General features: G+C 70.3%; 11 protein-coding genes and 1 tRNA gene. 8 read left to right on the top strand and 4 right to left on the bottom strand.

Annotated features, from left to right (window positions below; genetic code table 11):
* Positions 1–463 precede the first annotated feature (463 nt).
* Positions 464–994: a MarR family winged helix-turn-helix transcriptional regulator gene (locus DAI20_RS05055; protein WP_108249416.1), complete on the bottom strand. Its 531-nt coding sequence runs from the start codon at positions 992–994 to the stop codon at positions 464–466.
* A gap of 96 nt (positions 995–1,090) precedes the next feature.
* Here DAI20_RS05055 and DAI20_RS05060 point away from each other — a divergent pair, with 96 nt between their 5' ends.
* Positions 1,091–2,035 carry an NADP-dependent oxidoreductase gene (locus tag DAI20_RS05060; protein WP_108249417.1) on the top strand — a complete coding sequence of 315 codons (945 nt, stop codon included), beginning with the start codon at positions 1,091–1,093 and terminating at the stop codon, positions 2,033–2,035.
* Between the two features lie 69 nt (positions 2,036–2,104).
* Here the strand turns inward: DAI20_RS05060 and DAI20_RS05065 are convergent, their stop codons facing one another.
* Complete coding sequence (locus DAI20_RS05065; protein WP_108249418.1) at positions 2,105–3,565, bottom strand: GH1 family beta-glucosidase; 1,461 nt, start codon at positions 3,563–3,565, stop codon at positions 2,105–2,107.
* Positions 3,566–3,805: 240 nt separating this feature from the next.
* On the opposite strand from DAI20_RS05065, the gene DAI20_RS05070 reads away from it, so the two are divergent.
* The gene (locus DAI20_RS05070; RefSeq protein WP_240605879.1) at positions 3,806–4,771 is read left to right on the top strand and encodes an amidase domain-containing protein; all 966 of its coding nucleotides are present in this window, start codon (positions 3,806–3,808) and stop codon (positions 4,769–4,771) included.
* A 123-nt stretch (positions 4,772–4,894) separates the two neighbouring features.
* Here the strand turns inward: DAI20_RS05070 and pgm are convergent, their stop codons facing one another.
* The gene (gene pgm, locus DAI20_RS05075) at positions 4,895–6,517 is read right to left on the bottom strand and encodes a phosphoglucomutase (alpha-D-glucose-1,6-bisphosphate-dependent) (RefSeq protein ID WP_108249757.1); all 1,623 of its coding nucleotides are present in this window, start codon (positions 6,515–6,517) and stop codon (positions 4,895–4,897) included.
* Positions 6,518–6,599: 82 nt separating this feature from the next.
* Here pgm and pheA point away from each other — a divergent pair, with 82 nt between their 5' ends.
* Both pheA and DAI20_RS05085 read left to right on the top strand, forming a co-directional pair.
* Positions 6,600–7,577, top strand: a complete 978-nt coding sequence (gene pheA / locus DAI20_RS05080; RefSeq protein ID WP_108249419.1) for a prephenate dehydratase — start codon at positions 6,600–6,602, stop codon at positions 7,575–7,577.
* A 295-nt stretch (positions 7,578–7,872) separates the two neighbouring features.
* On the top strand, positions 7,873–8,439 hold the full coding sequence (locus DAI20_RS05085; protein ID WP_108249420.1) for a hypothetical protein: 567 nt from the start codon (positions 7,873–7,875) through the stop codon (positions 8,437–8,439).
* 129 nt (positions 8,440–8,568) lie between these two features.
* Here DAI20_RS05085 and DAI20_RS05090 read toward each other — a convergent pair whose 3' ends face one another.
* Entirely contained in the window at positions 8,569–9,573 is a 1,005-nt protein-coding gene (locus tag DAI20_RS05090) for a diacylglycerol/lipid kinase family protein (RefSeq protein WP_108249421.1), read from the bottom strand.
* Between the two features lie 38 nt (positions 9,574–9,611).
* Between DAI20_RS05090 and serS the strand changes: the two genes are divergently transcribed.
* The 4 genes from serS (at position 9,612) to DAI20_RS05110 (ending at position 13,361) form a co-directional block, all read left to right on the top strand.
* The gene (gene serS / locus DAI20_RS05095) at positions 9,612–10,883 is read left to right on the top strand and encodes a serine--tRNA ligase (RefSeq protein ID WP_108249422.1); all 1,272 of its coding nucleotides are present in this window, start codon (positions 9,612–9,614) and stop codon (positions 10,881–10,883) included.
* A complete protein-coding gene (locus DAI20_RS05100; RefSeq protein ID WP_108249423.1) occupies positions 10,884–11,720 on the top strand; it encodes an HAD family hydrolase in 837 nt (278 codons plus the stop codon).
* A 193-nt stretch (positions 11,721–11,913) separates the two neighbouring features.
* A tRNA-Ser gene (locus tag DAI20_RS05105) sits at positions 11,914–11,998 on the top strand.
* Between the two features lie 49 nt (positions 11,999–12,047).
* Positions 12,048–13,361 carry an LCP family protein gene (locus DAI20_RS05110; protein WP_108249424.1) on the top strand — a complete coding sequence of 438 codons (1,314 nt, stop codon included), beginning with the start codon at positions 12,048–12,050 and terminating at the stop codon, positions 13,359–13,361.
* Positions 13,362–13,460 lie beyond the last annotated feature (99 nt).

A 13,460-nucleotide genomic window follows, 5' to 3' on the forward strand; every position in this document is an offset into this window, starting at 1 on the left:
ACCATTGCGCGGCCGCCGCTTCATGTAACCGGCAGGTAAAAAAACGGGGGCGCGCTCCTGCATGAACGGGGGCGCCCTTCCTGGGAAAAGGGGGGCGCGACTTTCGCCTCCTGCGACGAAGTGCGGTGCACTATTCGCCCGTTATGGCCGCAATGCGCGTCCTTTATGTCGTCGAATTCGATCACCGAAAGGAACTCCGGTAATCGAATTCGGCATATCGTTCACGGCCCCTGAGCCCGCCGAAGGGACGCGAGGCGACCCACGTCGCTTCGACAGGCTCAGCGACCGTGTTCGTCGCGTCAATCGCGCCCCTGGGCGACCCCTCCACGGTCCCTGAGCTCGTCGAAGGGACGCCAGGCGACCTACGTCGCTTCGACAGGCTCAGCGACCGTGTTCGTCGCGTCGGTCGCCCCCTGCGGCGGCCCCTACGGTCCCTGAGCTTGTCGAAGGGACGGAACGGACTTCAGGCGTCGCCGGAGGCGGGGCGGGGTGCCGCGCCCTTGCGTCGCGGCTTCGCCGAACGGGGCGGGTTCGAGCGCATGTGGTCGCGAACGATGGTGAGGACGCGAGCGAGGCTGTCGACGTCCTCCGATGTGAGCGGCTCGAACAGGAGCTGGCGCAGTCCGTCGATGTGACCGGGGAAGACCCGGGCGAGCACATCCCGTCCTCCAGCGGTGAGCGTCACCGTCACGCCGCGGTCGTCGTCCGCCGACGGGCTGCGCACGACGAGTCCCGCCTTCTCGAGCAGCCCGACCTGGTAGGTGAGGCCGCTGCGGCTGTACACGACCCCGTCCGCCAGCTCGGTCATGCGCCGGCTGCCGTCCGGCGAATCGCCGAGCGTCGCCAGGAGCTGGAACTGCACGTAGCTGAGGCCGCCCGCGTTCCGCAGCTGCTCCTCCACGGTGTGCCGCACGAGGCTGCTCACCTCGATCAGCGCGAAGTACGCCTCCAGCTCGGTGGGGGAGAGCGACGCGGGAGAGCTCTTGTCCGTCATGACGACATTCTACTTGCTTCGTATTCGAAGCAGTGCTACCGTCGCGTTAGTGCTTCGAGTTCGAAGCACCCGAATCCAAGCAGAAGGAAGTTCGTCATGAAGGCAGTTCGATTCCACGAGTACGGTGATGCCGGTGTCCTCCGCTACGAGGACGTGGCCGTGCCCGTTCCCGGCGCAGGCCAGGTCCGCATCCGGGTGGCCGCGACGTCGTTCAACTCGGTCGACGCGGGGATCCGCGGTGGCGGTCTACAGGGCCCGTTCCCGGTGGCTCTGCCCCACACGCCGGGCATCGACGTCGCCGGCACGGTCGACGCGCTCGGTGAGGGCGTCGACACGGTGTCGGTCGGCGACGCGGTCATCGGCTTCCTGCCGATGATCGGGGACGGTGCCGCGGCGGAGTACGTTCTCGCGGCCGCCGACATCCTGGCCCCGGCCCCGTCGAGCGTGCCGCTCGCCGATGCGGCCGCCCTGCCGGTGGTGGGACTGACCGCCTGGCAGGCGCTGTTCGAGCTCGGCGGCCTTACCTCGGGGCAGCGCGTGCTCATCACCGGCGCGGGTGGCGCGGTCGGTGGTTATGCGATCCAACTGGCGAAGAACGCGGGTGCGCACGTGATCGCGACGGCGAGCCCGCGGAGTGCGGAGCGGGTGCGTGCCGCAGGCGCGGACGAGGTCATCGACCACACCACCACGGACGTGGTCGGGGCGGTCACGGAGCCCGTCGACCTCCTGCTCAACCTCGCGCCGATCGATCCGTCGCAGTTCGCCGACCAGGCCGCCCTCGTGCGGGACGGCGGCGTCGTGGTCAACACGACGGTATGGATGCAGGCGCCGAGCGACGAGGCGCGCAACGTCCGAGGCGTAGACCTTTTCGTCCGCAGCGACGCGAGTCAGCTGGCCGCCCTCGCCGCGGCCGTCGACCGGGGCGAACTGCGCATCGACGTCAGCCGCCGGGTCCGGCTCGAGGATCTTCCGGCGTTCCACGCGGAGGTCGCCGCGCGGCCGGCGTCCGGGAAGGTCGTCATCCTCGCTCCGGCAGTGTGACCCAGCAGCCTCCGACACGCGATCGCGACGACCCGACGGGGCCGCCGCGATCGCACGGGGGCGTCGGCGTCAGGAGGACGTGCCGAGGGAGCGGGCCGCGATGATGGCCGCGTACTCCTTGCCGCTGTCCTTCACCGTGCGCTTCTGCGTGTCGTAGTCGACCCGCACGATGCCGAAGCGCTTGTGGTAGCCCCACGCCCACTCGTAGTTGTCCATGAGCGACCAGTAGAAGTAGCCCTTCACGTTCACGCCCTCCTCGATCGCGTCGAGCACGGCGGCGAGGTGGGCGCGCAGGAAGGCGACGCGCTCCGTGTCGTGCACCTGCCCGTCCTCGGCCACGACGTCGTCGTAGGCCGCGCCGTTCTCGGTCACGTAGAGGTCGACGCCAGCGGGTCGGGCGTACTCGCGGTCGATGCGGGCGAGCACCTCGCGGAGCCCGTCCGGCTGCACCTCCCAGTTCATGTCGGTGAGCGGCAGGCCCTGGGGGTGGTTGAACACGGCGTCGGCGGCGGGGTACGGCGACGAGGTGGCCCGGCCGACGGGCGCGTCGCCCGAGGGGATGCCCTCCGCAGGCGTGGCCGAGACGATCTCGCCGTGGTAGTAGTTCACGCCGAGCGCGTCGATGGGCGCCGAGATGATCTCGAGGTCGCGGTCCCGCACGACGTCGAGCAGCCCGTACTCGGCGACGTCCTCGAGCACGTCCGCCGGGTACTCGCCCCGGAACACGGGGTCGAGGAAGATGCGATTGAACTGGCCGTCGATGCGGCGTGCCGCGTCCACGTCGGCCGGGTTCTGCGGGTCGAGCGGCTTCGGCAGGGTCTGATTGAGCGTGATGCCGAGGGTCAGGTCGGAGCGCCGGTCGCGCAGCGCCTCGACCGCGAGCCCGTGGCCCAGCAGCAGGTGGTGCGCGGCGACGAGTCCGTCGCGCTGTGACTGGCGGCCAGGGGCGTGCACCCCGGCGGTGTAGCTGAGGAAGGAGGAGCACCAGGGCTCGTTCAGCGTCGTCCACACGTCGACGCGGTCGCCCAGCGCCTCGTACACGTTGAGCGTGTAGTCGCGGAAGAGGTAGGCGGTGTCGCGGTTGGTCCAGCCGCCCTTCTCCTCCAGCGCCTGCGGCAGGTCCCAGTGGTACAGGGTCAGCCACGGCTTGATGCCCGCGGCCAGCTGCGCGTCGACCAGCCGGGAGTAGAAGTCCATGCCCGCGCGGTTGACGTTGCCGCCGTCGGGCTGGATGCGGGACCACGACGTGGAGAACCGGTAGGTGTCGAGCCCGAGCTCCTTCATCAGCGCGACGTCCTGCGGGTAGCGGTGGTAGTGGTCGCACGCGACGGACCCGTCGTGCGCGTCCAGCACGGCGCCCGGCACGCGGGCGAACGCGTCCCAGATGGAGTCGGTGCGGCCGTCCTCGTGCGCAGCGCCCTCGATCTGGTAGGCGGCGGTGGCCGCGCCGAAGAGGAATCCGGGCGGGAACGACCGCGTGTCCCCGCTGGTGTCCGGGATCTGCGGCAGAGCCGCGCCGTTCGAAGTCATCGTTCTCCTTTGTCCTGCTCCCGCGAGAGTTCGGCCAGGCGGGTCACCTGCCGGCGAGGGCGATCAACACGATTGGCGGAACGGTCGGATGGGCGACGCCCGCGGTATCAGAGAGTAGTCACCGATGTGCGTCGCCCGTAGTCGACCCCGCCGGGCGGCGCGGCCCGCCGGTCACTCTGGGGCTTTCCCGGGGGCGCGGGTTACCATGACAGCGCTCGCGCTCCCGCTCGAAAGGCCTTCGTGACTCCTCGCCGCACCCGTTCCGCTGCCATCGCCCTCTTCGGCGCCGCGGCCCTGCTGCTGGCCGGCTGCACCGCCGCGCCCGCCGAGGGTGACGCGACGAACGGCGGTGCGTCATCCGGCGGCGCCTCCGTCGGTGGCGACTCGGCCGGTGGCGGGTCGACCGCCGAGCCCGCGGCGCCGGCCGAGACGCCCGCCGAGGAGCCGGCAGCCGAGCCCGCGGTCACCGCGGTCGCCCCGGCGGAGCTCTCCGTCGGTGGTGGCACGACCGTGACCATCGAGGGGACCGGGCTGAGCGACGCGACCGCCGCGACCTTCAACGGCACCCCCGGCACGAATCTCGCGGTGGCGTCGGACACCTCGCTCACCGTCGTCGCGCCGCGCTCCACCGACTTCCAGCCCGCCGCGGCCGACGTGAAGGTGCTGCAGGGCGACGCTCCCGTCGCCTCCACCGCCGCCCCCGTGAGCTACACGGTGCAGACGCCCGTCGACCGACAGCTCACCTACGCGCTCAAGCACTGGAACAACTACAACCTCGCCGAGTTCGGCAACATGAACCCGATCGGCGGCGACTGCGTCAACTTCGTCGGTCAGACGTTGCTGCAGCGCGGCTGGAAGATGACCGACGAGTGGCACAACCGCGCGGGCGGCACCGAGTACACGTCCGCCTGGATCCACGTGCCCACCTTCGACCGCTGGCTGCGCGCCAACCAGCAGGAGCTCGGCATCACCCCGCTCACGCTCGAGCAGCGCGACCAGGTGAAGCCCGGCGACATCGTGGTGTTCGACTGGAACCTCAACGACTCCCTCGACCACACCCAGATCGTGTCCGCGGTGGAGATCGTCGACGGCAAGCAGAAGATCCTGATGGCGGGCCACAACCTCGACCACAACTTCCGCGACTTCGACAACACCATCACGGTCGAGCACCCGGGCGCGTACGCCGCGTTCTGGAGCGTCCCCTAGGGGCCGTTCCGTTACACGGGTCGCGTCCCTTCGACAGGCTCAGGGACCGTATGGACCGCGTCCCTTCGACAGGCTCAGGGACGGTGACCACGGTCGCTGAGCCCGTCGAAGCGACGTAAGCGGCTACGCGCCGGAGATGGCCTCGTCCACGATGCGGCGGGCCTCCTCCTGCACGCGGTGCAGGTGGTCCGTGCCCTGGAACGACTCGGCGTAGATCTTGTAGACGTCCTCGGTGCCCGACGGGCGCGCGGCGAACCACGCGTTCTCCGAGACGACCTTCACACCGCCGACGGCCGCGTCGTTGCCCGGCGCGCGGCTGAGCTTGGCGGTGATCCGCTCGCCCGCGAGCTCGGTCGCGGCGATCGCGTCGCCGTCGAGCTTGCCGAGGGCCGCCTTCTGGGCCTTCGTCGCAACCGCGTCCACGCGCTCGTATACCGGGGCGCCGAACCGCTCGGTCAGCTCGGCGTACAGCTGCGACGGCGTCTTGCCGGTCACGGCGCGGATCTCCGCGGCGAGCAGGGCGAGCAGGATGCCGTCCTTGTCGGTGGTCCACACGGTGCCGTCGAAGCGCAGGAAGCTGGCGCCGGCCGATTCCTCGCCGCCGAAGCCCACGGATCCGTCGACCAGACCGGGGACGAACCACTTGAAGCCCACCGGCACCTCCCAGAGGCGGCGGCCGAGGGACTCGGCGACCCGGTCGATCATGGTGGACGACACGAGGGTCTTGCCGATGGCCGCATCCTCGCGCCAGTCCGAACGGTTGCGGTACAGGTAGTCGATCGCGACCGCGAGGTAGTGGTTCGGGTTCATGAGCCCGGCGTCGGGCGTCACGATGCCGTGGCGGTCCGCGTCGGCGTCGTTGCCGGTGAGGATGTCGTAGTCGTCCTTGTGCGCGAGCACGGACGCCATGGCGGAGGGCGACGACGGGTCCATGCGGATCTTGCCGTCCCAGTCCAGCGTCATGAAGCGCCAGGTCGCGTCGACGGTGGGGTTCACGACCGTGAGGTCGAGCTCGTACCGGTCCGCGATGGCCTGCCAGTACGCGACGCTCGCGCCGCCCAGCGGGTCGGCCCCCACCCGGATGCCGGACTTCTTGATGGCCGCCATGTCGATGATGTTCTCGAGGTCGTCCACGTAGTTCGCCACGTAGTCGTAGGTCTCGACCCCGCTCGGCTCCGCGCGCTTCACGTCGCGCATCCCGCCCGCGATGATCTCGTTGGCGCGATTCGCGATCCAGCCGGTCGCGTCGCTGTCGGCGGGGCCGCCGTGCGGCGGGTTGTACTTGAAGCCGCCGTCCTGCGGCGGGTTGTGGCTGGGGGTCACGACGATTCCGTCGGCCTCGTCGTCGTTGCCGGCCCGGTTGTACTTGAGGATGGCGTGGGAGACGGCGGGGGTCGGCGTGTAGTTGTCGTACTGGTCGACGAGCACGCGCACCTGGTTGCCGACGAGCACCTCGAGGGCGGTCGTGAGGGCGGGCGTGCTGAGCGCGTGGGTGTCGATGCCGATGAACAGCGGGCCCGTCGTGCCCTGCTCGGTGCGGTACTCCACGATGGCCTGGGTGATCGCGGCGATGTGATCCTCGTTGAAAGCCGTGTTCAGGGAGCTGCCGCGATGGCCGGACGTGCCGAAGACGACCCGCTGCTCCGGGTTGGAGACATCGGGCTTGCCGCTCCAATAGGCGGCGAGCAGTGCCTCGACGTCGACGAGATCTGATTCCTGGGCGGGTGTTCCGGCGCGGTCGGTCATGGTCCCCATATTGGCACTGCGGCCCGATCCGCGCCCTGCCCCGCCCGGATGCGCCGCTGCTGCCGCCCATTAGGGTTTTCCCATGCCCGCACCCTCCGCTCCGGCGCCGCACCACACCCCGTCGGAGACCTACAGCTTCCTCGGGCCGTCCGGCACCTTCACCGAGGCGGCGCTCGCGCAGGTCGAGGCGGCCCGCGGAAAGGCCTGGCGGGCCGTCAACAACGTGGGCGAGGCGCTGTCGGATGTGGTGAGCGGCCGCAGCACCGCGGCGATGATCGCGATCGAGAACTCCGTCGAGGGCGGCGTGACCGCGACGCAGGACGCGCTCGCTAACGTGCCCGACCTGCGCATCATCGGCGAGTACCTCGTGCCGGTGAACTTCGTGCTCGTCGCCCTCCCCGGCACCCGGCTGAGCGACGTGCGGACCATCAACGCGCATCCCGTCGCCTACGGCCAGTGCCGCGCCTGGCTGGACGCGAACCTCCCGAGCGTCGGCCACATCCCCGCGACCTCCAACGTCGCCGCGGCCGCCACCCTGCTCCCGGACCCCGAGAGCGGCTCGGCCCCGAGCATCGCCGACGCCGCGATCGCGCCGCCCGGCATCGTCGACCACTACGACGTCGAGGTGCTCGCCACCGGCATCGAGGACAACCCGAACGCGGTCACCCGCTTCGTGCTGGTGAGCCGCACGACCGAGCTACCCGCACGCACCGGCGCGGACAAGACGAGCGTGATCGCCGAGCTGCCCGAGGACCGCGCGGGAGCGCTGCTCGAAATGCTCGAGCAGTTCGCGACCCGCGGCGTGAACCTCAGCCTCATCCAGTCGCGGCCCATCGGTGACGAGCTCGGCCGCTACCGCTTCGTCATCGACGCGGAGGGACACGTGCACGACGAGCGGGTGGCGGACGCGCTGCTCGGACTGCGCCGCTTCAGCCCCCGGGTCACCTTCCTCGGCTCGTACCCGCGCGCGGACAGGGCGCCGAGCACCTATCGCGACCATTACGACGACGCGGTGTTCCTCGAGGCCCGCGCCTGGCTGGACGGCCTCCTCGGTCGCTAGCCCGCGCGGTCCTCGCCCCGACGGTCCCTAGCTTGTCGAAGGGACGCGCGACCCACGGTCCCTGAGCTCGTCGAAGGGACGCGAGGCATGCGGGAACACTCCGGCGGTCGCCCGGGCGACGGGGCGGGTGACAGCAGCTCGGATGAGGACGGGTCATCACTGAGACGGAGGAGATGGGTACGCGGGAGCGATGTGGACGCGGCCCGGGCGCGGAATCGTGGGATTCGAGTCGGGAACGTGATTCCCGATCACCGCCGCCCGCCCGGGCGCTGTCTCAACTCGAAGGAAGACACCTGTGATCAACATCCTCACCGCCACTACCGCCGCCGCCGCGACCGTGATGCTCCTGCCCGCCGCGATCCTCGGAATGTCGGCCGGAACCTCGGAATCCAGCGTCGACCAGCCCGCCGCCGTCGACGCTCCGCTCCTGACGCAGAAGGTCGGCGACTACGAGGGCAGCTGGCAGATCGCGGATGGCGTTCTGCAGGAGTCCTTCGTGGAGGACGGCGTTGTCGTCTCGACCGGCACCACAACGCTCCAACCGGAACTTGCAGCCGACCAGATCCTCTCCTTCGGCTTCGTGGCCGGGTACGGCAATGCGGCGACCGGTGACGACTACGCGCAGCTCAGCGGCCAGGCCGGTACCGGTGTCACCGCCGTCCGCGTCGTGAGCGCGTCCGGCGTCGTGACGTCGGCGAGCCTCGTCGACGGTGTGTGGGGAGCGGTCTGGCGTGCCGGCGCCGACGCTGACGAGTACGGGGCCGCCGAGCTGCAGTTCGACACCGCCGCGGGCACCGTGACGGTGTCGACCGACGATGTCGATGTGATCGCCGCTGCCCAGGAAGCCGAAGACGGAGCCTGACCCCGGACCACCGCTCCTGCCCAGGCAGAAGGATCCTGCGCAGCTTTTAGCTGGGCAGGATCCTCGTGCCTGGGCAGGGGCGCTTCCCGGCGCTCGCGCCGGGACGGATCAGGACCGCTCTCTGCGGGGTCAGGCCGCCTCGGGTGGGATGCGCACCGTGAGGGCGAGCGGGTCCACCGTGAGCTTCACGGCCCGTGCGTCGCCGAAGCTGTCGCCGTCGAGCTCGAAGTCCTCCGCGCGCTCGAGCCGCACGACGAGCTGCCGGCCCTTCATGTAGCGGAGGGTGCGCACCTCCTTGGTGACGCCCATGATCTTGCGGCCGACCTGGGTGCGGCGCAGCACGCCGTTCTCCCACACGATCTTCACCCAGATCTGCGCCCAGCCCAGAAGGCCCTCGGGGCGCAGCGCGACGATGTCGAACTCGCCGTCGTCCACCGCGGCATCCGGCAGCAGCAGGATGTTGGCGGGCAGCGACCCGCAGTTGCCGATGAGGATGGTGTGGGCGCGCAGGGTCCGCGGCGGGTTGTCGTCGAGCGTGAAGCGCATCCGCAGCGCGTTGCTGTCCCGGAGCGAGCGGATGATGGCCTCGACGTAGGCGAGCCACCCCACGCGCTCCTTGAGCTTGTCGCTCGTGTTCGCGATCATCTTCGCGTCGAGGCCGAGGCCCGCCATCACGAGGAACACGTGCCGGTCCCGGGATCCGTCGGCGCGCTCGATGTCCGCCACGCCCAGGTCGATCTTCCGGTCGGCGCCGGAGAACGCGTTCCGCACGGACTCCTCGACGTTGTCCAGCGTGAGGTCGAGGTTGCGGGCCAGCAGGTTGCCGGTGCCGGACGGCAGCAGGCCGATCGGCACGCCGGTGCCGCGGAGGGACTCCGCCACGGCCCGGATGGTGCCGTCACCGCCGGCCGCCATCACCATGGCCGCGCCGTCGTCGAGCGCCTCGCGGGTCACGCCCTCGCCGGGATCCTCCACACTCGTCTCGTACCAGCGGGTCTCGCCCCAGCCCGCCTCGCGCTGGGCCGCGGAGACCGTCGCGCGAAGCGCGTCCAGGTCCACCTTGATGGGGTTGTAGACGACGGCGGCATGCGACTGTGCGGGGGAGGCGGCGGGCTGTTCGGGGGCAGTCGACACGCGGTAAACGCTACGGCATGGCCAAGTAGGGTGGACGCGTGATCGATCCGCAACTGCTCCGCGACAACCCTGACCTGGTCAAAGCTTCGCAGCGGGCTCGCCGGTCGTCCGAAGATCTCGTGGATCGCGCTCTCGAGGCCGACTCGAACCGCCGCGCCGCCATCGCCGAGTTCGAGCGCCTGCGCGCCGAGCAGAACGCCTTCGGCAAGCGCGTGGCGAAGGCCGCGCCCGACGAGAAGAAGCAGCTCGTCGCGGAGGTGCAGTCGCTCGCCGCGAACGTGAAGACCGCGTCGCAGACCGCGCAGGACGCGGAGGCCGAGTTCTCGCTGGCCGTGCGCGCCATCGAGAACATCGTGCTCGACGGCGTGCCGGAGGGCGGCGAGGACGACTGGGCGCTCGTGCGCACGGTGGGCGAGATCCCCGAGTTCGACTTCGAGCCGCGGGACCATCTCGAGATCGGCGAGGCTCTCGACGCGATCGACATGGGCCGCGGCGCCAAGGTCTCCGGTGCCCGGTTCTCCTTCCTCAAGGGCATCGGCGCCAGGCTCGAGCTCGGGATCATGAACATGGGACTCGATCGGGCCCTGGCGGCCGGCTTCGTGCCGATGATCACCCCGACGCTCGTGAAGCCCGAGATCATGAGCGGCACGGGCTTCCTCGGCCAGCACGCCGACGAGATCTACCACCTCGCCGACGACGACCTCTATCTCACCGGCACCAGCGAGGTCGCGCTCGCCGGCTACCACAGCGACGAGATCCTCGACCTGTCGAAGGGGCCTCTCCGCTACGCCGGCTGGTCCACCTGCTACCGCCGCGAGGCCGGCTCCTACGGCAAGGACACCCGCGGCATCATCCGCGTTCACCAGTTCACCAAGCTCGAGATGTTCAGCTACATCGCCCCCGAGGACGCCGAGGCGGAGCACGAGCGCCTGCTCGCCCACCAGGAGGGCATGCTGCAGGACCTGGGTCTCAGCTACCGGGTCATCGACACCGCGGCGGGCGACCTGGGCTCGAGCGCCGCTCGCAAGTTCGACGTCGAGGCGTGGATCCCCACCCAGCAGGCCTACCGCGAGCTCACGTCGACCTCGAACTGCACGACCTACCAGGCGCGCAGGCTCGACATCCGGCACCGCGCGGACGGCGGGAAGACGACCCCCGTCGCCACCCTCAACGGCACGCTGGCCACCACCCGGTGGATCGTCGCCATCCTCGAAACCCACCAGCAGGCCGACGGCTCCGTCGTCGTGCCCGAGGCGCTCCGTCCCTATCTGGGCGGGCTCGACGTGCTCCAGCCCACGGGGAAGCACTGAATGTCGTCCGACACCATCCCCGCGGTCCGGCACGACCGGCTGCTGATCGCGCTCGACCTCGACGGCACCGTGCTCGGCATGGACGGCACCCTCAGTGACGCGGTGACCGAGGAGGTGCAGCGGGTGTCGGGACTCGGGCACGAGGTCATGGTCGCGACGGGGCGCTCCGTCGCGGACGCCCTCCCCATCCTCACGCAGCTTGGCGTCTCCCCGGAGTACGTGGTCTGCTCGAACGGCGCCATCACGATGCACCGCGACCCCTCGTCCCCCGAGGGATACCGGCGCCGCTTCGTGGAGACCTTCGATCCCACGGACGTGCTCCAGCGCATCCGCCCCTACCTCGCCAGCGGCCGCTACGCCGTGGAGGACGAGGACGGGCACTACCTGTACTCGGGGGGAGAGTTCCCGGACGGCTTCCTCGAGGCGAAGGGCACGCAGGTCGAGTTCGAGGAGCTCCTGCACCGCGACGCCACCCGCGTCGTCGTGATCTCGCCCGGTCACGACATGGAGGACTTCCTCGCGGTCGTGGAGCGCATGGGCCTGCACCGCGTCACCTACGCGATCGGCTGGACCGCGTGGCTCGACATCGCCCCGGACGGCGTGAACAAGGCGACCGCCCTCGAGCGCGTGCGCCGGCTCCTCGACATCCCGCTCGAGCGCGTCGTGGTCGCCGGCGACGGGCGGAACGACATCGACATGTTCGAGTGGGCGCGCGAGCACGGCCGCGCCATCGCCATGGGTCAGGCGCCGCAGGAGGTGCTCGCGGCCAGCTCGGAGGTCACCGCGCCCGTGACGTCGGACGGCCTCGCCGCGGCGCTGCGGACGATCGAGCACTAGCTGACGCCGTCGGCGCATCCCGGGGTATCTCGGCAGCGCTGACCGGCAGCCACGAGCGGGAACGCACGCCCGTGCGCGGTGCATCCGGCCGGCCAGCGGTCCAGCAGCGGTCGCCAAGACGCATCCGTTACACTCGGCTTCCACGTCGTTCCACCGGCCCCTTCCCGCGGGAGCACCGGTCCCGGCGTGCACGGGAGGGCTGTCCGAGCGGCCGATGGAGCCAGTCTTGAAAACTGGTGGGCAGAAATGTCTCGTGGGTTCGAATCCCACGCCCTCCGCGTTTTCCGTAAGTTCCCGCGATCCCAGCGCCAGCCTGAAAGGAGCCGGATGAGCGACAGATCCTCGCGGTCGAGCAGCCCCAATCGCATCTCCGGCATCGCGCGGCACGGACGTCTCAAGCGCTCCAATCCCATGCTTGCGCTGCTGAAAGGCTTCGCCCTCGTTCTGGCGGTCCTGCTCGTCAGCGGTGGCACCATCGCTGCGGTGGCGCTGTGGAACATCGACCGCACCATTCAGAGTCGCTCCATCGACATCTCGGGCGGCGATGGGGACGACGTGCCCTCCATCGGCGAGTTCGACGGCGGCGTCAATCTGCTCCTGGTAGGCAGCGACAGCGGCGAGGGTGACCCCTCATACGGCACGCGCGACGCCGAGCTGAACGACGTGACGATGCTCATGCACATCTCGGAGGACCACTCCAACGCCGTCGTAGTCAGCATCCCGCGCGACCTCATCATCCCCATCCCGTCGTGCACCAACGAGGAGGGCGTGAAGCATCCCGCCGTCGCCGCGGATGCCATCAACATGACCCTCACCTACGGCGGACTCTCCTGCACGGTGGCGACGGTGGAGCAGCTGACCGGACTCGAGATCCCCTTCGCGGCGAAGATCGAGTTCAGCGGCGTGATCGAGATGTCGAACGCCATCGGCGGGGTGCCGGTGTGCGTCGCCGAGCCCATCCGCGACGAGAAGACCGACCTCGAGCTGTCCGCCGGCGAGCACACGCTGCAGGGCAAGGAGGCCCTGCAGTTCCTGCGCACCCGTCACGGCGTGGGTGACGGCAGCGACCTGGGCCGCATCAGCAACCAGCAGGTGTTCCTGTCGTCCCTGGTCCGCACGGTCAAGAGCAGCGAGACGCTCACCAACCCCGCGAAGCTCTACGGTCTCGCGAAGGCCGCCGCCGACAACATGTCGCTGTCCACGAGCCTCGCGAATTACGACACGATGGTGTCGATCGCCCTCACCCTGCGCGACATCCCGCTGGAGAAGGTCGCCTTCGTGCAGTACCCCGGCACGACCGACGGCACCGGCATCTACACCAACCGGGTGAAGCCCCTCCAGGCGGACGCGGACGTGCTGTTCGCGAAGATCCGCGCCGACGAGCCGGTGGCGCTCTCCCCGGACGCGGTGAACATCGGGTCGGTGCCCGACCCGAACGCGCCCGCGCAGACGCCGGCGGCCACGCCGGATGCCGCGGCGCCCGCGCCGGAGGCCAGCGCGCCCACGGTGCCCGAGGCCACGGGGACGCCCGCCCCGGTGCCGACGGCCGACGCCGGCGCGCCGACCGAGGCCCCGCTACCGTCCTCCATCTCGGGCCAGACCGCCGCCGAGTACACCTGCTCCGCGGGGCGGCTGGACTAGTCCCGACGGCGCACGGTCGGCGGCGCAGCGCGCTCTCTGCCGCCGCTGTTGCCCGGCTTACCGGCCCGGTAGCACCGCACTCCCATTCGGTGGCGGGGC

This window comes from Planctomonas deserti (assembly GCF_003067705.1).
GTDB classification, from domain to species: Bacteria; Actinomycetota; Actinomycetes; order Actinomycetales; family Microbacteriaceae; genus Planctomonas; species Planctomonas deserti.

Coding starts and splice junctions, on each gene's coding strand:
- DAI20_RS05065 (WP_108249418.1), bottom strand. CDS start 3,565: ATGACTTCGAACGGCGCGGCTCTGCCGCAGATCCCGGACACCAGCGGG.
- pheA (WP_108249419.1), top strand. CDS start 6,600: ATGCCCGCACCCTCCGCTCCGGCGCCGCACCACACCCCGTCGGAGACC.
- DAI20_RS05055 (WP_108249416.1), bottom strand. CDS start 994: ATGACGGACAAGAGCTCTCCCGCGTCGCTCTCCCCCACCGAGCTGGAG.
- DAI20_RS05060 (WP_108249417.1), top strand. CDS start 1,091: ATGAAGGCAGTTCGATTCCACGAGTACGGTGATGCCGGTGTCCTCCGC.
- DAI20_RS05100 (WP_108249423.1), top strand. CDS start 10,884: ATGTCGTCCGACACCATCCCCGCGGTCCGGCACGACCGGCTGCTGATC.
- pgm (WP_108249757.1), bottom strand. CDS start 6,517: ATGACCGACCGCGCCGGAACACCCGCCCAGGAATCAGATCTCGTCGAC.
- DAI20_RS05110 (WP_108249424.1), top strand. CDS start 12,048: ATGAGCGACAGATCCTCGCGGTCGAGCAGCCCCAATCGCATCTCCGGC.